This is a genomic window from Xanthobacter sp. NM-59, from assembly GCF_021401125.1.
Taxonomy (GTDB): Bacteria; Pseudomonadota; Alphaproteobacteria; order Rhizobiales; family Xanthobacteraceae; genus Xanthobacter.
Window position 1 is genome coordinate 242024 of record NZ_JACBFQ010000003.1, and the last position, 18020, is coordinate 260043.

The window sequence follows — 18020 nt, forward strand, 5'->3', positions numbered from 1 at the left end:
TCGCGTCCGGCCTCCGTTCAATTTTGGCGATCAAGCGCGCCCGCGCCGCCGGAGGGCTGCGGGCATGAGAGCGGATGGCGTCGACGCCTTTTGCCGATACCTGGCGCAGCACGGCCATGTGGTCGGCGCCGATGGCGCTGCTGGGGTGGAAGGCGGCGGCTCCACGCTGCGGCGATTGTGGGACACCACGGAGCTGTCATCGGCGGAGTTCGCCCAGGCGGTCGCGACCTTCTTCGGCCTGGAGCGCATGGAGCTGCCCCAGTTGCTGGCCGCCACATCGCTCGCCGACCGTTTCTCGGCCCGCTTCCTGCGCGAGGTGGCGGCCGTGCCGTTCCGCGCCGCGGACGGTTCCGCGCGGCTCGCCTTGGGCGACCCCACGGACGCCAGCGTGCTGCGCGCCGCCGAGATCGTGCTTCAGGAGAACGTGACCCCAGTGGTGGCCGCGTTCGAGGACATCGCCACGGTGCTGGCCGAACGCCTGGGGGCCGACGAGCCGGCCGCCGAAGCCTCCGCGCCCCGCGCCGACGACGACATTGACAGCCTGCGGGACCTCGCCAGCGGCGCACCGGTGGTGCGTGCTGTCGGCGACCTGCTGGAAAAGGCGATGGAGCTGCGGGCCAGCGACATCCATATCGCCCCCTATCGGGGCGCGCTGGAGGTGCGCCTGCGCATCGACGGGCTGTTGCGGCAGGTGGCCTTTCCCGCCGATGTGCTGCCACAGGCGGTCATTTCCCGCGTCAAGATCCTGTCCGGCCTCGACATCGCCGAGCGCCGCCTGCCCCAGGACGGCGCCGCCCGCCTGAAGCTCGGACGCTCCGAGATCGACATTCGCGTGGCCATCATGCCCACCCAGCACGGCGAGACGGCGGTCATCCGCCTGCTCCCGCGGGATCGCGGCCTGCTCAGCGTGGATCGGCTGGGCCTCGGCGCGCGCGATGCGGCGACGCTGGAACGCCTCATCGCCATGCCCCACGGCATGATCGTGGTGACCGGCCCCACCGGCTCCGGCAAGACGACCACGCTCGCCACCGTGCTGTCCATGCTCAACACGCCCACGCGCAAGATCCTCACCATCGAGGACCCGGTGGAATACGAAATCCGCGGCGTGTGCCAAAGCCAGGTGAAACCGGCTATCGGCCTCACCTTCGCCACCGCCTTGCGCTCCTTCCTGCGCCAGGACCCGGACGTGATTATGGTGGGCGAGGTGCGGGATCCGGAAACGGCGCACATCGCCGTTCACGCCGCGCTCACCGGCCACCTGGTGCTCACCACCCTGCACACGGACACCGCGGCGGCGGCGGTGCCGCGCCTGCTCGATCTCGGGGTCGAGGCCTTCCTGCTGAAATCCACCCTGCGGGCGGTGGTGGCGCAGCGGCTGGTGCGCCAGCTGTGCGAGCGCTGCAAGCGCGCCCATACCCTGTCCCACGCCGATACCACCGGCGATCCACGCTATGCCGCGCTCGGCCTCGCGCCGGGCGAGACCGTCTATGAGCCCCAGGGGTGTGAACGCTGCGGAGGCGCCGGCTATCGCGGCCGGCTGGGCGTGTTCGAGATCCTCACCCTCGACGACGACATTCGCGAGATGATGGACCACCGCGCCGGAGCGGGCGCCCTCGACCGGGCCGCCATCGCCGCCGGCATGTCCACCATGCTCGACGATGGCATCGCCAAATGCCGCGCCGGCCTCACCTCGGTGAGCGAGGTGCTGCGCGTGACCACCGTGCGCTGACCATGGCCACCTTCAGCTACAAGGCCCTGACCCAGGCCGGCCAACTGGTGAGCGGCGAGATTTCCGCCCCCACCGAGGCGGAGGTGCGCCGGCGCATCGAATATCTGGGCCTGGTGCCGGTGGAGACCATGCCGGCCGGCCGCGGTGCCGGCCGGCCGGGCGCGCGGCCCGGCTTTCGCCTGCCATCGTTCGGCGCCGCGCCGCGCGCCCAGGACGTGACGCTGTTCACCCGCGATCTTGCCTTGCTGCTGCGGGCGGGCGCGCGCCTGGACGAGGCGCTGGACCTGCTGGGCGGAGACGCCGATCTTGGCCGCATGCACGAGCCGGTGCGCCGCATCCGCGCCGCCGTGCTCTCCGGCGAGGGCTTCGCGGAGGCCCTGGCCGCCCGGGAGAGCCTGTTTCCACCGGTCTATGTGGCGCTGGTGCGCGTGGGCGAGGCCTCCGGCACTCTGGACCGGGTGCTGGAGCTTCTGGCGCAGGAGCGCGCGCGGGCCGAGGCGCTCCGCCGCAAAGTGGTGGAAGCGCTGCAATATCCCGCCTTCGTCCTGGCGGCCGCGGGCGCCGTCCTGGTGTTCTTCCTCCTGTTCGTGCTGCCGCAATTCTCCGGCGTGCTGCGGGACATGGGCGCCAAGCTCGACCCCATGGTGGCATTCCTGCTCGATGCCTCCGACACCCTTCAGGCCCACACCGACGCGCTGGCCCTCCTCGCCGCGCTGCTGGCGCTGGCGCTGTGGCTGGGGCTGCGGCAGGCCAGGACGCGCGCGGCGCTCCTCGGGCTTCTGGCGCGGCTGCCACTGGTGCGCACCATTCTCGTCTATCGCCGCTCCGCCATGTTCTGCCGCAACCTCTCCATCCTCATCGGCAATGGCGTGACGCTGACGGCGGCGCTGAAGATCCTGGTGGAGGTGGTCGCCAGCGGGCCGGACGGGGCAGTGTGGTCGGCGGCGGCGGAGAAGGTACGCCACGGGGGCCGCCTCTCCGATGCCTTCGCCAGCGGCGAGGCGCTGCCGCCCATGGCCATCCGCATGCTGCGCCTGGGGGAGGAGACGGGCCAGCTCGCCCTGCTGTCCGGCCGCATCGCCGACTTCTACGAGGAGAAGCTGCAGCGCGCCCTGGCGCGTCTCGTCGCCATTGTCGGCCCCGTGTCCATCATCACCATTTCGGTGGTGGTGGGCGGGCTCATCGTCTCGGTCATGACCGCATTGTTGTCGGTCAGCCAAAGCATTGGATGAACAGCATGTGGATTGCCCCGCGCCGGGCCCGCGCCCTCAAGCTCCGTCGCCGTCAGGGCGAGGGGGGCTACACCCTGGTGGAGCTGCTGGTGGTCATCACCATCATCGGCCTGCTCACCGCCCTGGTGGGGCCGCGCGTGCTCAATTATCTCGGCGACTCCAAGGTGAAGACCGCGAAAATCCAGATCCAGGGCTTCGCCAGCGCCCTCGATCTGTTCTACCTGGATGCCGGCCGCTACCCCTCCTCCTCGGAGGGGCTGAATGCCCTGGTCCAGCGCCCGGCCGGCGTCGGCACGTGGAACGGCCCCTACCTCAAGGGTGCGACCGTGCCCCAGGACCCGTGGGGCAAGCCCTATCTCTATCGCGCCCCCGGCCCCAACGCGCCCTACGAGATCGTCTCGCGCGGCTCCGATGGCCAGGAGGGCGGCACCGGCAACGCCGCCGACCTCTCCAGCTCCGCCAAAAGCGGAACACCCTGATGGGGCGGAACACGCCACGCGGGCGGCCGCGCGCCGCCATCCGCCTCACGCCGGCCAGCTGACGGGCGACCGCCGGTGGACGCGCGCCGCACAGGCCCCCGCGAAGCGGCGGGACCAGACCCGGAGAGGCAAGCGGGCGAGGCCGGCTTCACCCTGCTGGAGGTGGTGTGCGCGCTCATCATCGTGGCGGCCCTGGCCGCGCTCGCTCTGCCGCGCATTCCCCTTGGAACCTCGCGTCCGCGGCTGGAGGCCCTGGCGGTGGAAGCAGCCGCGGTGCTGAAGGCCGATCGCTCCGCCGCCATGCGCCAGGGCCGCCGCGTTGCGACCCTGGTGGACGCCCCGGATGGCCGCCTGCGCTCCGGTTCCACCGGCCGCCTGCTACGCCTGCCCACCGATGTGCATATTGAGGCGCTTCTGCCCCGCCGGTGCGGCGGGCAGGAGGTTGAGGCGCGGATCGAGTTCTTTCCCAGCGGCATGTCCTGCGGCGGCGTGGTCACGCTGTCCCGCGGCGGCACCAGCTTCGAGGTCCGCGTGAACTGGTTGACGGGAGGGGTGGAGATTGTCCCGCGCCACGCCTCCTGACAGGCCCGCAGACGCCCGACGTGCCCCCCCGTCGGCGCCGCGCATGCGCGCGGACCCCGCCACGCCCGGGCCATGCACCCCCGCCAGCCGCGCGCCCACCGGGCCCGGCCATGCGATCACGCCCGCCCTACAATCCCCGAGTGCGGCAGCGGGTGGGCCAGGAGCCTGGAACGCGTGTGGGAGCCAGCCTTTGTCTCGACCGGAAGCGAAGGGTCGGGCCATGGCCGCACGCGACGGCGGGCAGGCGGGCTTCACCCTGGTGGAAGTGCTGGTGGCGCTGGCGGTCACGGCGGCAGTGATCACCGCCATCGGCCTGCTGATCGGGAGCAACGCCCGCGCCACCCGGGCACTGGAGCGCCACGCCGCCTTGATGGCCGCCGCCCAGGCGGTGGAAGCGGGCATTCCCCCCCGCGCCCGGCTCCGTGACGGGCGCATCGAAGGCGCCGTGGCGGGCCACGCCTGGCGCATGGATGTGAGCCCGATGGATGTGGGCGCGATCCCCGACGACGCATCCTGGCTGCCGCGCCATGTGCGCATCCGCGTCACCGGCCCCGGCGGCGACGCCGTCGAGATCGAAACCGTGCGCCTCGTGCCCACCGGCGCCGCGGATACGGCGGAGGGGGATGCCGCCGACGACGCCACACCGAGCCCGGCGGATGGCGCGCAATGACCCCTCCCACGCACCAACCCGCCGGCTTCACCCTGTTGGCAAGGCGCATCGCCCCGGTGCGCGCTGCGTGGGTGATATCGGGCCTGCCCGCCCTGCCGGCACGGTGGCTACCCATCGGGAAACAAGACGACGGCGGAAGGGGAGACCAACGCCGCGCCCAGCGCACCGGATGGCGCGCGATGATCGGTCCCGCCCACCGTCCCGCCGGCTTCACCCCGGTGGCACGGCGCATCGCCCCCGTGCGCGCTGCGTGGGTGATATCGGGCCTGCCCGCCCTGCCGGCACGGTGGCTACCCATCGGGAAACGAGGCAGCGGCAGGCGCCGCCACGTCCAGGACAGCGGATGGCGCACAAGGACTGGCCCCGCGCACCAGCCCACCGGCGGCACCCCAATGGAAAGGCGCGTCGCCCCGGTGCCCGCCGTGCGGATGATAGCGCGGGTGATATCAGGCCTGTCCGTCCCGGCGGCGCGCTGGCTGCTCATCGGGGAACAAGGCGACGGCGGAAAGATTGGCCGACGACGCCCAACCCGCCACGCCGAATGGCGCTCAATGATCGGTCCCCCGCATCAGCCCGTCGGCCCCACCCCAGTCAAAATGCGCGTTGCCCTGGTGCGTGCCGCGGGGCCGGTATCGGAGCTGTTCACCCTAACTGCGGGGCGGCTGCCCAACTGGAAACCACGCGACGGCGGAGGCAGCGGCGGACGACGCCACGCCCGCCGCACCGGATGGCGCTCTATGATCTGCCACTCCCTCCGGCCCGCCAGCTTCGCTGCGGTGGAACGGCGCCTCGCCACGGTGCGCGCCGCGCGGGCGGAGTCGGGCCACTCCCTCCTAACGGCGCAGGGGCTGCCCAACTGGAAACAGGGCGACGGCGGAGAAATTGGTGGATGCCGCCACGCCGCCGCAACGGGTGGTGCGCAATGACCCGTCCCGCGCACCACTCTGCCGGCTTCACCCTGGTGGAAATGCTGGTTGCCCTGGTGCTCGCGGCGCTGGTGGTGTCGGGCCTGTCCGTTCTGACGGCGCAATGGCTGCCCAACTGGAAGCGCGGCATCGAGCGGGTGGATAATGCGGAGCGGGTTGCCCTCGCCTTGCGCCGCATCTCGGCCGACATCGGCGCGGCCACCTTCGTGCCCGCCACGACGGAACGCCCGCGCCCGCTGTTCGCGGGCGGTCCCTCCGCCGTCACCTTTGTGCGCACGGCGCTGGGGCCCAATGCACGGCTGGGCCTCGAAATCGTCCGCCTCGCTGCCGAGGGCGGCGGGCTGACGCGCAGCACCGCGCCCTACGTGCCCCGCGCCGCCGGCGATGCCGCGCCACGGTTCGGCGCGCCCGTGCAGCTGTTGCGGGCGCCCTACCAGATCGACTTTTCCTATTCCGGGGAGGACGGATTGTGGCGCGGCTCCTGGTCCGATGTCGACCAGCTGCCGCGCGCCGTGCGCATCGTGGTGCGCGATGGGCGCACGGGCCGGCCGCTGAACGTGTCCACCGTCGCGGAACTGCATGTGGAAGCGCCGGCCTCCTGCCTCAGCAGCGCCATGCTGCCGATCTGCAACGGCTCCGGCACCTCGGACTTCGGCCCGGCCCCACCGGCGGAGGGACAGGCGCCGTGACACGCCCTGCCCGCATCCTTCGAGCGCACGGACAGGATGGCTTCATCCTCGTCGCCGTCCTCTGGATTCTGGTGGCCCTCGCCACCTTTGCCGGCGCCTATGCGGCCTATGTCTCCGCCACCGCGCGCAACGCGTCGGCGCTGCAGGAGGAGGCCGCCGCCCGCCCCCTGGCGCGTGCGGCGCTGGAGCTCACCGCCTTCCAGCTGCTGGCCCAGCCGGCGACCGCGCGGCCGGCGAGCGGCAGCTTCTCCTTTCGCATGGGCAAGGCGCGGGTCGCCGTGAGCTATGTGGAGGAAACCGCGCGCATCGACCTCAATGTCGCCCCGCTGGAGCTGTTGGCCGGCCTGTTCACCGCCCTCGGCGCCGACCCGAAGGCCGCCGAGGCCGATGCGCGCCACGTCGTCGCGTGGCGATCGAGCGACCCGGAGGAATCCCCCCCGTCGGAAGCCGCCCTCTATCGCGAAGCCCAGCTCGGCTATGAACCGCGCGGCGCGCCTTTCGTGCATGTGGACGAGCTGTGGCTGATTCCCGGCCTGCCGGCGGAGCTGGTGGCGGCGGCGCTGCCCCACGTCACCGTTTTCAGCGGCCAGGCGCAGGTGAACGCCGCCATCGCCGGCCCGGTGGCGCAGGCCGCCGCCGACTTCGCCCGGGCCGGGGACAAGACGGACGAACCGCAGCAAGACCCCGGCCGCTCCGACGCTGTCAGGGTGACAATCCGCGCGGATTTCGATAGCGGACGACAGCGGACCATCGAAGCGGTGATCCTGCTCCGCGTGGCCGGCGACGTGCCCTATCGCGTGCTGGCCTGGGACGAGGACGCGCCGGGGCCTGCACACGGGCGCTTGTCGGCGGAGCCTGGGGGATTGGAGAGCGGGCAATGACCCTCACGGGGCTGATGGATCTGTTCTCCGCCTGGCTCGACACGGTCGCCGGTTTCATGGCGGAGCTGCTGGCGCGGGCCCGCCACCGCGAGGCTCTGCGGCTGACCGAGGCGGCGGGGGGCGTGTTCCAGCTCGCCCTGTCCAACGGCGCCACCATGGCCCTGCGCCTCGACGGCCCGAATGGACCCGATGTGCCCCAGGCCATCGCGGCGCGGCTGAAGGACCAGCCGGTGGAACTCCGCCTCGACGGGCGGCGTCTGCTGGCGCGCCCCCTGGAGCTGCCCAAGGGGGCCGAGCCCTACCTGCCCGGCATCGTGCGGGCGCAGATCGACCGCCTCACCCCCTGGACGGCCGAGGAGGCGCTCTATGGCTGGACCGCGCCACAGGAGGCCCCCGGCGAGCGCATTCGCCTGACGGTGGCGGCGACGCCGCGCGGCGCCATCGCGCCCCTCCTTTCGCGGCTGCGGGGGCTCGCGGTGGGCCCCATCTCCATCGTCGCATCCCTGGAGGAGGCGACCGGCCCCACGCCCGTGCGCTTGCTGGAGCAGCACGACGGCGCGCCCTGCGAGGCGGGGCGCATCCGCAAGATACTGATGGGGCTGCTGGCGGGTACAGCGCTGCTGGCCGCCGCCACGCTGGTCATCTCCGATTTCGCCGTGCGCAGCCTGAATGAGGAGCTGGCGGGCATCGAACAGAGCACCGCCGCCACGCGGCGCCTGCTGCTGGCCGCGCGTGACGGGCTGGGGGCCGATGGCCCGGCCCTGCGCGCCCTCGAACGGCGCAAGCGCGAGGCGCCCATCACGACCCTCACCCTGGAGGACCTGTCGCGCGTGCTGCCGGACGACACCTACGTCACCGACCTGCAGATCAGCGAGGACCGGGCGCGCATTGCCGGGGTCTCCGCCGCGCCGGCCGGGCTGGTGCGACTCCTGGAGCAATCCGGCCACTTCACGGGCGTGACCTTCGTCGCCCCCACCACGCCCGTGCCCCACGGCCATGGCGAACGCTTCGACATCGAAGCCCGCATCGTGCCCCACAGCGCCCCGCCCGACGCCAGCAAAGCGGGAGCCGCCCCATGAAGGTGGAGGGGACCAACGCCACGACGCACAAGGGCGCGGCCAACGGGCGCGCGCTGGCCCTGCGTCCGCTGCTCGCCAGCCTGGCCTATGTCGGGCTCGTGCTGCTTCTGCTGCTGGCCACCGCCGAGGCGCTGCTGGACCTGACAGCCCGCCGCGCTGCCGTCGACGAAGCTGGAGAAACGCTGGCCCAGCTGCAGGCCCGCCGCACGCCCCTGGGCGCGCCCGGAACCGGGCAGGCGAACGGCTCCCCTTTCCTGGACGGCCCCACCGTGACCATCGCCGGAGCCGGCCTGATGCAGCGCCTGTCCCGCGCCGTGGCGGCGGCGGGCGGGCAGATCACCTCATCCCGGGTGGAGCTGCGCGACACGCCGTTTGGTCCGGACTTCATCGCCGTCGACGCCAGCCTCTCCATTGCCCAGGCCGACCTGCAAAAGCTGCTCTACGATCTTGAATCGGGCCTGCCATTCCTGTTTGTCGGCCAGCTGGCGGTGCACCCGCAGGGCCAGCGCGCCGCGACCGAGGACGCCCCCCAGCGCCTGCTGGTGACGCTGACCGTCTATGGCCAATGGCGGGGGACACCATGAGAAGGCTGCGATGGCTCGCGGGGCGCCTGCGCGCGGCGATGCTCCTTGCCTCCGCCATGGCGTGCCCGGCACTGGCGGACGACACGGGGGCGCCGGCACGCGTCGACCTCGGCTTGCCCGCGCGACCCGGCGCGGCGCCTGGCGCGCCGACCGGCAACCCACTCTGGTCCATTCCCCTGTCCACCCTCTCAGCCACGCGCGAGCGGCCCATTTTCTCCCCCTCCCGGCGCCCCCCGCCGGACGCGCAGGCCAGCGAGCCGCCGCCCGAGGAGCCGGAAGTGCCGAGCAGCGAAAGCGCGCCTGAAGGGCCACCGGACCTGCGTCTCGTGGGCACGGTCACGGGGCCGGACCAGGGCTTCGCGCTCTTCCAGGAGGCGCAATCAGACCACGTCTTCCGCCTTCGCACCGGGGAGGAGCATGAAGGCTGGACCCTCCAGTCCGTGCAGGCGCGCGGCGTCACTCTGAGCAAGGATGGGGTCGATGCCACCCTCACCCTTCCCGAGCGGGAAGAGGGTGCGACCCTGCATGACGGGGAACCCGCCGCCGACAGCCCCTCCGAGCCCGCGGACGCCGAGGAGCCCCCGGCCCCGAACGAAGCCGAGGAGTCGCCCGCCCCCGATGCACAGGAAGAGCCCGCACCAGCGGCCCCGGAGGCCAACCCCGAGGACGGGGCGCCGTCTCCCGAGAACTGAGAGAACGATCTTAGGGACGATGCCTCAGGCGGCGCTGCGCCAGTTGGGGCGGATGACCTTCGCGAACAGCTCGATATCGGCCCGGCGCTTGGCGAAATCCGGACACAGGGGCTTCAGCAGCACTGTGCGAGGGGCGAGATCGGTCGCGAAGGCGGCCAGCTTGGTCTCGACATCATCCACCGTGCCCACCAGGGAATCGGCAATCATCCGGTCGAGGGCGAACCAGGGCGTCCAGTTCGGCTGGGCCTGCTGGGTGGTGGCCTGCATGCGTTCCACGAACGGCCGCAGGAAGGCCTGCGCTTCCGCCACCGCCTGCTCGCGGGTGGCGGCCACATGGTAGAAGCGGATGAGGGTGAAGCGGGGGTCCGCCGCGGGCGCGGCCTGCCGGTAGATGCGCAGACTCTCGCGCGCGCCGTCCAGGGGAAAGGGCGGCGCCGCCATCACGCCGTAGCCGCGCGCGGCGGCCAGCTCCAGCGCCTCGCCGGTCGCGGTGGCGAAGAAGGTGGGGATGGGGGATTGCACCGGCCGGGGCACCAGCTCCACCCCGTCAAGATCGAAGAAATCACCCTTGAAGGTCACGGACGGCTCATAAAGCAGCTTCTCGATGACGGTGAGCGCCTCCAGCGTCTTGGCGCGGGAGGTCTCCTTCTCGGTGTGGAAATGCTTGTTCTGCACCGGAAACGGCCCGCCCTTCGCCACTCCGAGATTGAGCCGCCCGCCGGAGAGGATGTCCACCGTGGCCACGTCCTCCGCCACCGAAATGGGCTCGCGGAACGGCAGCAGCACGGCGGCGGAACCGAGCCGGATGCGGCTCGTCTGCCCGGCCAGATAGGCCAGGAGCGCAAGGCAGGAAGGGCTGGCCGCGCCGGGGTTGAAATGGTGCTCGGCGACCCACGCCTCCTCGAAACCCAGATCCTCCACCAGGCGCACCAGCTCGGTCTGCTCGGCATAAGCGGACACATAGTCCTGCCGCGGATTTTCATAGGTGCAGAAAAGGCCGAACTGCATGGCTGGCTCCAGACGCGAAAAAGGCGGCGCGGCGCCGGGAGGAAACCGGCCGCCGCGCCGTAGGCCGTGTGCACATCGCGGGGCAAATGCCCGCATGCTATATCTATATGAATATAGCGTGAGAGTCATTGTCCCGCATGGTCGCAGCCCCCGCGTGTGAAATGGCGCGCGCGGGGCCGGGATGTCTTTTCTCCGGCTGCCGAACACCCTAATCAGGAGCGATCCTGCTTTGCCCGGAGCTTGCGATGACCGAATACGTCTTCCCCCCGCTGCCCATCCCCACCTTGCCTGTGGTGGGCGAGAGCACCGTCTTCCCGGTTCACCGCATCTATTGCGTCGGGCGCAACTATGCCGACCACGCCATCGAGATGGGCCACGACCCCAATAAGGAGCCGCCCTTCTTCTTCCAGAAGAACCCGGACACGCTGGTGCCCAACGGCGCCACCGCCGCCTATCCCAAGGGCACAGAGGACCTGCACCACGAAATCGAGCTGGTGGTGGCGCTGAAGTCCGGCGGCAGCGACATTCCCGCCAGCTCGGCGCTGGACCATGTGTATGGCTATGCGGTCGGCCTCGACCTCACCCGCCGGGATATCCAGGCCGAACTGAAGAAGATGGGCCGCTCCTGGGAGCCGGCCAAGGCGTTCGAGGATGCCGCCCCGTGCTCGGCCCTGGTGCCGGCGAGCCGCATCGGCCATCCCGCGAGCGGCCGCATCTTCCTCAATGTGAACGGCGCGCTGAAGCAGCAGGGCGACCTCAACCAGATGATCTGGAAGGTGCCGGAAGTGATCGCCACCCTCTCCACCTTGTTCCGCCTCGCCCCCGGCGATCTCATCTTCACCGGCACGCCGGCGGGCGTGGGCCACATTTCCCGTGGGGATCATCTGGAAGGCGGTGTCGAGGGCGTCGGCACGCTGGATGTCCGCTTCGCCTGACGCGAGGCCATCAGGGCACGCGCGTCACAGGCTCCGGTCCGGAACCGGGGCCTGTGACGCGGCTCAGACCCTTCAGGTCACGAACCGGCCCGGATCCGCGAGCCAGGTGGCGACAGCCTCCCGGGTAGCGGCCAAGGCCGCCGCGCCCACGGCCTCGCCCACCGCCGTGTGCAGGCCGGCATAGGGCAGGCCCTCGCCGCTGGCGGGGGCGCTCATCACCACGCAGTCGGTGCCGGTGCCGGAAACCGGCTCGGCGGCGCCCTCGCGGCGGAAATCGGCCTCCAGAATGGCACGCGTGCGCGCCTGCACCACGATGGAGGAGGCCTCCAGCAAAGCCGCATCGCTCAGGGGCACGTCCACCGCCGCCAGCATGTTCACCGTGCCGGCGGACAGATGCGCGGCCGCCTCGGGCGAGAAGCGCGCGCCCACACGCTCCCCATTGTTGAGCCCCAGCGTGACGAGGCAGGCGGCCGTCACCCCCTCCACCGCGCATTGGGCCCAGTGGTGGTGATCCACATTGCGCGACGTTAGCAGCCCCACCGCCTCGCCGAGGCCGGCGGCGTCGAGCCGGCCCCTGAACCACGAGAGCACGTCGAGATCGGCGGTGAGATCGCGGTTGCGCACCTCCAGCCACGCCACCGCCCGCGCCGTCACGAAACCCGGCCGGGTGATGGACCACGACACCATGCGCTGAGGCGTCGCGAAGCGCGCCACCAGCAACGGCCGCGCCGGCTCCACGACGAACAGGGGCGGATGGGCGGTCATCATGCGCATGGGCGCCCTCCGCGCGCCGCATCAAACGCGGCGAGGTGGACGGCCGATGGAAGGCTATGGGAGCGGTAAGAAATCACGGGAATGGCGCGACCGTTGGAGGGGCGCGCACCATGCACAGGCCGCGCGCGCCTGTCTACCGACGCGCGAACCGGCGGGAAGTACCGCGGTCGGTGGCCCAAATGGAGCACGCGCACCCGCACGCCCGCTCGCCCCCCCCGCGCAGCTCAGGGCCTCGCGAGCCCAAGGCCTCGCCCGGCACCTTTGGCAAGGTGGGGTAGCACGCTGTGGGCAGGTCGGGGCCGCCCCCCACGCTCGTGCGCACCTTCCCTGCTCAGGGCGTCACGAAGCCAAGGCGGCGTCCAGCGCCTTGGCGAGGCGGGGGTCATCCGGCGTGACATCGGGGGAGAAGCGCGCCACCACGGCGCCGTCCCGCCCCACCACGAACTTCTCGAAATTCCACAGCACATCCGCCCCGGAATCGCGCGTCAGGCCGCGCTTGGCGAGCCGCTCGCGCATGCTGGCGGCGCCCTCGGCCTCCGGCTGGGCCGCCTCCAGCGCCGTGTAGAGCGGGTGCCGCTCCGCGCCCAGCACCGAGATTTTCGCGAACATGGGGAAGGAAACACCGTAATTCAGGCTGCAGAAGGAGGCGATCTCCGCTTCCGTGCCCGGCTCCTGGGCGCCGAAATCATTGGCGGGAAAGCCCAAGACCTCCAGCCCCTCCCCATGGCGGGCGTCATAGAGCTTCTGTAGGCCTTCATATTGCGCGGTCAGGCCGCATTTGGACGCCACGTTCACGATCAGCAGCACCTTGCCGCGATAGGCCCCAAGGGTGGCCGGCGTGCCGTCGATGCGCTTCAGCGGAATGTCGTAAAGCGAAGAGGGGGAGAGTTCCTGCGACACGAGCCGCCTCCTGAATGCTGGCCATGCTGTGGCGCGGAGCCTAGAGCATTTCCGGGTGTCACGAAATCGAGGAAACGTTCTAAATCATTGGGTTCAGGCGTTCCTTGACACGGGCGGGTTGCCACTTCGCTCAAAGGCGTTCAAGCCCAGTGGCGTTTTTGCGAAAATCGAGACAGTTCGCGGCTGAAAACGCGAAGCCGCTTTCCCCGCGCAAGGCATTGGGCCGGCGGAAAAGCTCCCACTCGCGTGCCTCACTGCCGTCGCTCGCGCGGGACGCTGTCCCGCTCCCAGGCGGCGAGGCGCAGATAAAGGGTGGAGCGGGCGATGCCGAGGCTCTTGGCCGCCTTTGAGAGATTGCCGCCGCTCGCCTCCACCGCCGCCAGGATGGCCGAGCGCTCCAGCGACTTGAGATCGTTGCCTTCTTCCACGGGCACGGCGCCCGGGCCGCGAATGTCCGCCGGCAGGTCGTCCAGCTCGATGGGGCGGGTAGGGTCGGTCATGGCCACCAGCATGTCAGCCACGTTGCGCAGTTCGCGCACATTGCCGGGCCAGGCGTGGGCCTTGAGAGCGTCGCGCACCGGGCCGGAAAAGCGGGGCGTGGGCCGCCCGGCGGCAAGGGCGGAGCGGCGGGCGTAATGCTCCATCAGCAACAGGATATCGTCGCCCCGCTCCCGCAGCGGCGGAATGGCGAGCCGCAGCGCCGCGATGCGGTAATAGAGATCGCGCCGGAAGCGCCCGGCCGACACCTCCGCCGAAAGGTCGCGATTGGTCATGGAGACAAGCCGCAGCTCGACCCGGCGCGCCGCGTGCCCGCCCACGCGATACACAACGCCATCCTCCAGCACCCGCAGCAGATAGGATTGCAGTTCCAGCGGCATCTCGCCGATCTCGTCGAGGCAGAGCAGCCCGCCATTGGCCGCCTCCACCTTCCCGGCGCGCCCGCCGGCATCGGCGCCGGTGAAGGCCCCCTTCTCGTAGCCGAACAGCTCGCTGGCGATGAGATCGCGCGGGAGCCCGCCGCAATTGACCGGAACGAACGGCCCGCACGGCAGCCGCGCCCCGTGGATGGCGCGGGCGAAAACTTCCTTGCCCACGCCCGTCTCGCCTTCCAGCAGCACCGGAACGCCGCTTTCCGCCATACGCCGCGCCTTCTCACGGGCGGCAATGAGGGTGGGGCTCTCGCCGATGATGTCCTCGAAGCCCGTGGGCGCCTCCGGCGAAGCCAGATGGGGCGCTTCCCGCCCGCTGGTGCGCAGGCGCCGGGGGGCGTGCAGCACCACCACGCCGCCAATCTCCTCCCCCTCCTCGCGCACGATTTCCAGGCTCGCGCCGGGCAGAAGCTCACCCATGCGCTGCACCCATTCGCTGGGGTCGCTCTCTCGCACCGGCATCAGGCGGCCACCGGCCAGCACCGTATCGTTGCGGCGCACCAGCTCCTTCAGCGCCCGGTCGGTGGAGAAGATGAGCGCGCCGGTGCGGCTGAAGGCAATCACCTCCTCGCTCAGCCACAAGGAGCGCTTGTTGAGGAAGTGGCGCAGCACCAGGTCCTGCTCCAGCGCGATGCGCCGGGCCAGCACCGCCTCGATCTGGTGGGCGAGGGCCACCGCGTGGGCGAGGTTCTGCGGGTTGAAGGTGTCGGTGGAGCCGGAAATATCCACCGCGCCCAGCACATTATTCTCGGTGGGGTGGCGCACCGGAGCGGCCGCGCAGGTCCAGCGCTGCACCGCCGCACAGAAATGCTCGTCGCCGTGGATCTGCACCGGCTTGCCGGCGGCGAGCGCGGTGCCGATGGCGTTGGTGCCGATTTCCGCCTCCTGCCACACCCCGCCCCGCTGGAGCTTCACCGCAAGGCCGGTATCCACCGCGCGGGCATCGCCCTCGGTCTCCAATATGGTGCCCGAGGGGTCGGTGAGGATGAGCATGGAATGGGCGTCGGCGAGCAGCGCGCGGGCCTCGTCCATAGCGGGGCGGGCGGCATGGACGAGGCGCAGATTCTGCTGGCGGCGGCGATGCAGCTCAGCCTCGCTCACCAGGGGCGCCTCGGCCCGGCTGGCGGCGATGCGGTGCGCGCGGGAACGCTGCCAGGAGGCGATGACCGCCGGCCGCACGGCGGGCGAGGCCACCCCTTCCTGATGAAAACTCTCCCAGGCCCGCTTCAGCTCCTGCGCCGTCGGCGTGGAGGACGCGCACGAAACGCCGGACGTCGTAATGGCGATGGTGCTGACTGTCACCGGCAATGCCCTCCCGGCCTCGGGCGCGCGGGTCCCGGCGCGGCACCTTGAGCCGTTGGCCGTCAGCGAGGGCGTTTCCCGAGCCTCAGCTCCGCCCTTGAGACGGCGGTTTCTCCCTTCACCGTCGAATTCTGTCCGCCCGGCTTGCGTCGCGCGTCGATCGACTTTGGTCGAAGGATAGGCCCAGGAGCGGCGGGAACACAAGTCCACTCGGACCCGTTCGCAAGTGCTTCCTGTCCGATCGCTGATGTTCGGACGACAGATGTCCGAGTTTCGGACAGTTCAGAAATGGAAATAAGGCTGACCTGCCATGTCAAACCATTGAAAAAGGGACAATTGCCCGCAGCTGGCACGGCTGGCATGTCTTTCGCGAGGTCTTCCCCCGTGAACCGGCCCTCGAACGAGGCCGGCCTGATACAGGGAGGACACCTCGTGAACGTGCCCGTTGGAAACCTGCGTAACGTCCAGGTGCTCGGCATCGATGCCGGCGGCACCATGACGGATACGTTCTTCGTGGATGCGAGCGGCGACTTCGTCGTCGGCAAGGCCCAGTCCACGCCCCAGAACGAATCCATCGGCCTCATCGCCTCGTCCGAGGACGGCCTCGCCAATTGGGGCATGTCGCTGCACGATGCCCTCGCCCAGCTCCAGACCGGCGTCTATTCCGGCACCGCCATGCTCAATCGCGTGGTGCAGCGCAAGGGGCTGAAATGCGGCCTCATCGTCAATGGCGGCATGGAGGACTTCCACCGCATGGGCCGCGCGGTGCAGAGCCATCTCGGCTATGCCTATGAGGACCGCATCCACCTCAACACCCACCGCTTCGACCCGCCGCTGGTTCCCCGCCAGCTCACCCGCGGCGTGACCGAGCGCACGGACATGATGGGGACCGAGGTCATCCCCCTGCGTGAGGACACCGCCCGCAAGGCGGCCCGCGAGCTGATCGCCAACGATGTGGAAGGCATCGTCATCTCGCTGCTCCACTCCTACAAGAACCCGAAGAATGAGCGCCGCGTGCGCGACATCGTCATCGAGGAAGTGGCCAAGAGCGGCAAGTCGATCCCGGTCTTCGCCTCGGCCGATTACTATCCGGTGCGCAAGGAAACCCACCGCACCAACACCACCATCCTGGAAGGCTACGCCGCCGAGCCCTCGCGCCAGACGCTGAACAAGATCTCCAGCGCCTTCAAGGAGCGCGGCACCAAGTTTGACTTCCGCGTGATGGCGACCCATGGCGGCACCATCTCCTGGAAGGCGAAGGAGCTGGCGCGCACCATCGTGTCCGGTCCCATCGGCGGGGTGATCGGCGCGAAATATCTGGGCGAGGTCTTGGGCTACAAGAACATCGCCTGCTCGGATATCGGCGGCACCTCGTTCGACGTGGCTCTCATCACCCAGGGCGAGATGACCATCAAGAACGATCCGGACATGGCCCGGCTGGTGCTCTCTTTGCCGCTGGTGGCCATGGATTCGGTGGGCGCGGGCGCGGGCTCCTTCATCCGGCTCGATCCCTACACCAAGGCCATCAAGCTCGGCCCGGATTCCGCCGGCTACCGGGTGGGCGTGTGCTGGAAGGATTCGGGCATCGAGACGGTGTCCATCTCCGACTGCCACGTGGTGCTCGGCTATCTCAACCCGGACAACTTCCTGGGCGGCGCCGTGAAACTCGACCGCCAGCGCGCGGTGGACGCCATCAAGGTGCAGATCGCCGATCCCCTGGGCCTCTCCGTTGAAGATGCGGCCGCCGGCGTCATCGAGCTCCTGGACAGTGATCTTCGCGATTACCTGCGTTCCATGATCTCGGGCAAGGGTTACTCGCCCGCGAGCTTCGTGTGCTTCTCCTATGGCGGCGCGGGCCCGGTGCACACCTATGGCTATACGGAGGGCCTGGGCTTCGAGGACGTGATCGTGCCCGCCTGGGCGGCCGGCTTCTCGGCCTTCGGCTGCGCGGCGGCGGATTTCGAGTATCGCTACGACAAGTCCCTCGACATCAACATGCCGCCGGACGCACCCGAAGCCGACAAGGTGAAGGCCGCGCAGACGCTGCAGGCGGCGTGGGAGGAGCTGACCCACAACGTGCTGGAAGAGTTCAAGCTGAACGGCTACTCGCCCGACCAGGTGAAGCTGCAGCCCGGCTACCGCATGCAGTATCGCGGGCAGCTCAACGACCTGGAGATCGAGAGCCCCATTCCCAGCGCCAGCACCGCCGCCGACTGGGATGCCGCCACCGAGGCCTTCAACGCCACCTATGGCCGCGTCTATGCCGCCTCCGCCCGCTCTCCGGAGCTGGGCTATTCGGTGACCGGCGCCATCATGCGCGGCACGGTTCCCATCCCCAAGCCCCGTATTCCCAAGGAGCCTGAGGAAGGCGAGACCCCGCCGGAGCAAGCAAAGGTGGGCACCCGCAAGTTCTATCGCAAGAAGAAGTGGGTGGATGCGCAGCTCTACAAGATGGAAGCCCTGCGCCCCGGCAACCGCGTCACCGGCCCCGCCATCATCGAATCCGACGCCACCACCTTCGTGGTGCCCGACGGCTTCGAGACCTGGCTCGACGGCCACCGCCTGTTCCACCTCAAGGAGGTGTGAGGCCAAGCCAATGTGAGGGCACGGCGCGTCGCGGTCAGCCAGC

General features: G+C 70.3%; 16 protein-coding genes. 12 read left to right on the forward strand and 4 right to left on the reverse strand.

What is annotated here, in order from left to right; genetic code table 11:
• Nucleotides 1–64 precede the first annotated feature (64 nt).
• The 10 genes from L0966_RS08890 (at nt 65) to L0966_RS08935 (ending at nt 9543) form a co-directional block, all read left to right on the forward strand.
• Complete coding sequence (locus L0966_RS08890; protein ID WP_234051533.1) at nt 65–1729, forward strand: GspE/PulE family protein; 1665 nt, start codon at nt 65–67, stop codon at nt 1727–1729.
• A 2-nt stretch (nt 1730–1731) separates the two neighbouring features.
• A complete protein-coding gene (locus L0966_RS08895; protein WP_234051534.1) occupies nt 1732–2961 on the forward strand; it encodes a type II secretion system F family protein in 1230 nt (409 codons plus the stop codon).
• A gap of 5 nt (nt 2962–2966) precedes the next feature.
• Complete coding sequence (gene gspG / locus L0966_RS08900) at nt 2967–3440, forward strand: type II secretion system major pseudopilin GspG (protein ID WP_234051535.1); 474 nt, start codon at nt 2967–2969, stop codon at nt 3438–3440.
• A gap of 75 nt (nt 3441–3515) precedes the next feature.
• Entirely contained in the window at nt 3516–4022 is a 507-nt protein-coding gene (locus L0966_RS08905; RefSeq protein ID WP_234051536.1) for a prepilin-type N-terminal cleavage/methylation domain-containing protein, read from the forward strand.
• Between the two features lie 220 nt (nt 4023–4242).
• Complete coding sequence (locus L0966_RS08910; protein ID WP_234051537.1) at nt 4243–4692, forward strand: type II secretion system protein J; 450 nt, start codon at nt 4243–4245, stop codon at nt 4690–4692.
• A 922-nt stretch (nt 4693–5614) separates the two neighbouring features.
• A complete protein-coding gene (locus L0966_RS08915; protein WP_234051538.1) occupies nt 5615–6307 on the forward strand; it encodes a prepilin-type N-terminal cleavage/methylation domain-containing protein in 693 nt (230 codons plus the stop codon).
• Nucleotides 6304–7188 (forward strand): type II secretion system protein GspK, encoded by an 885-nt coding sequence (locus L0966_RS08920; protein WP_234051539.1) that lies wholly within the window; start codon nt 6304–6306, stop codon nt 7186–7188. Before L0966_RS08915 ends, L0966_RS08920 begins: the two co-directional genes overlap by 4 nt.
• Nucleotides 7185–8267 carry a PilN domain-containing protein gene (locus L0966_RS08925; RefSeq protein WP_234051540.1) on the forward strand — a complete coding sequence of 361 codons (1083 nt, stop codon included), beginning with the start codon at nt 7185–7187 and terminating at the stop codon, nt 8265–8267. The genes L0966_RS08920 and L0966_RS08925 overlap by 4 nt, the downstream gene beginning before the upstream one ends.
• On the forward strand, nt 8264–8851 hold the full coding sequence (gene gspM, locus L0966_RS08930; RefSeq protein ID WP_234051541.1) for a type II secretion system protein GspM: 588 nt from the start codon (nt 8264–8266) through the stop codon (nt 8849–8851). Before L0966_RS08925 ends, gspM begins: the two co-directional genes overlap by 4 nt.
• Entirely contained in the window at nt 8848–9543 is a 696-nt protein-coding gene (locus L0966_RS08935; protein WP_234051542.1) for a general secretion pathway protein GspN, read from the forward strand. The genes gspM and L0966_RS08935 overlap by 4 nt, the downstream gene beginning before the upstream one ends.
• 24 nt (nt 9544–9567) lie before the next feature.
• Here the strand turns inward: L0966_RS08935 and L0966_RS08940 are convergent, their stop codons facing one another.
• Entirely contained in the window at nt 9568–10551 is a 984-nt protein-coding gene (locus tag L0966_RS08940) for an LLM class flavin-dependent oxidoreductase (RefSeq protein WP_234051543.1), read from the reverse strand.
• A 245-nt stretch (nt 10552–10796) separates the two neighbouring features.
• Between L0966_RS08940 and L0966_RS08945 the strand changes: the two genes are divergently transcribed.
• The gene (locus L0966_RS08945; RefSeq protein WP_234051544.1) at nt 10797–11486 is read left to right on the forward strand and encodes a fumarylacetoacetate hydrolase family protein; all 690 of its coding nucleotides are present in this window, start codon (nt 10797–10799) and stop codon (nt 11484–11486) included.
• A gap of 72 nt (nt 11487–11558) precedes the next feature.
• Here the strand turns inward: L0966_RS08945 and L0966_RS08950 are convergent, their stop codons facing one another.
• The 3 genes from L0966_RS08950 to L0966_RS08960 all read right to left on the reverse strand — a co-directional run bounded on the left by L0966_RS08950 (nt 11559) and on the right by L0966_RS08960 (nt 15391).
• Nucleotides 11559–12260, reverse strand: a complete 702-nt coding sequence (locus L0966_RS08950; RefSeq protein ID WP_234051545.1) for an adenosylcobinamide amidohydrolase — start codon at nt 12258–12260, stop codon at nt 11559–11561.
• A 339-nt stretch (nt 12261–12599) separates the two neighbouring features.
• Complete coding sequence (locus tag L0966_RS08955) at nt 12600–13160, reverse strand: glutathione peroxidase (RefSeq protein WP_370640678.1); 561 nt, start codon at nt 13158–13160, stop codon at nt 12600–12602.
• A gap of 251 nt (nt 13161–13411) precedes the next feature.
• The gene (locus L0966_RS08960; protein ID WP_234051546.1) at nt 13412–15391 is read right to left on the reverse strand and encodes a sigma-54-dependent Fis family transcriptional regulator; all 1980 of its coding nucleotides are present in this window, start codon (nt 15389–15391) and stop codon (nt 13412–13414) included.
• A 432-nt stretch (nt 15392–15823) separates the two neighbouring features.
• Between L0966_RS08960 and L0966_RS08965 the strand changes: the two genes are divergently transcribed.
• The gene (locus L0966_RS08965) at nt 15824–17977 is read left to right on the forward strand and encodes a hydantoinase/oxoprolinase family protein (RefSeq protein WP_234051547.1); all 2154 of its coding nucleotides are present in this window, start codon (nt 15824–15826) and stop codon (nt 17975–17977) included.
• The last annotated feature ends 43 nt before the right edge of the window (nt 17978–18020 follow it).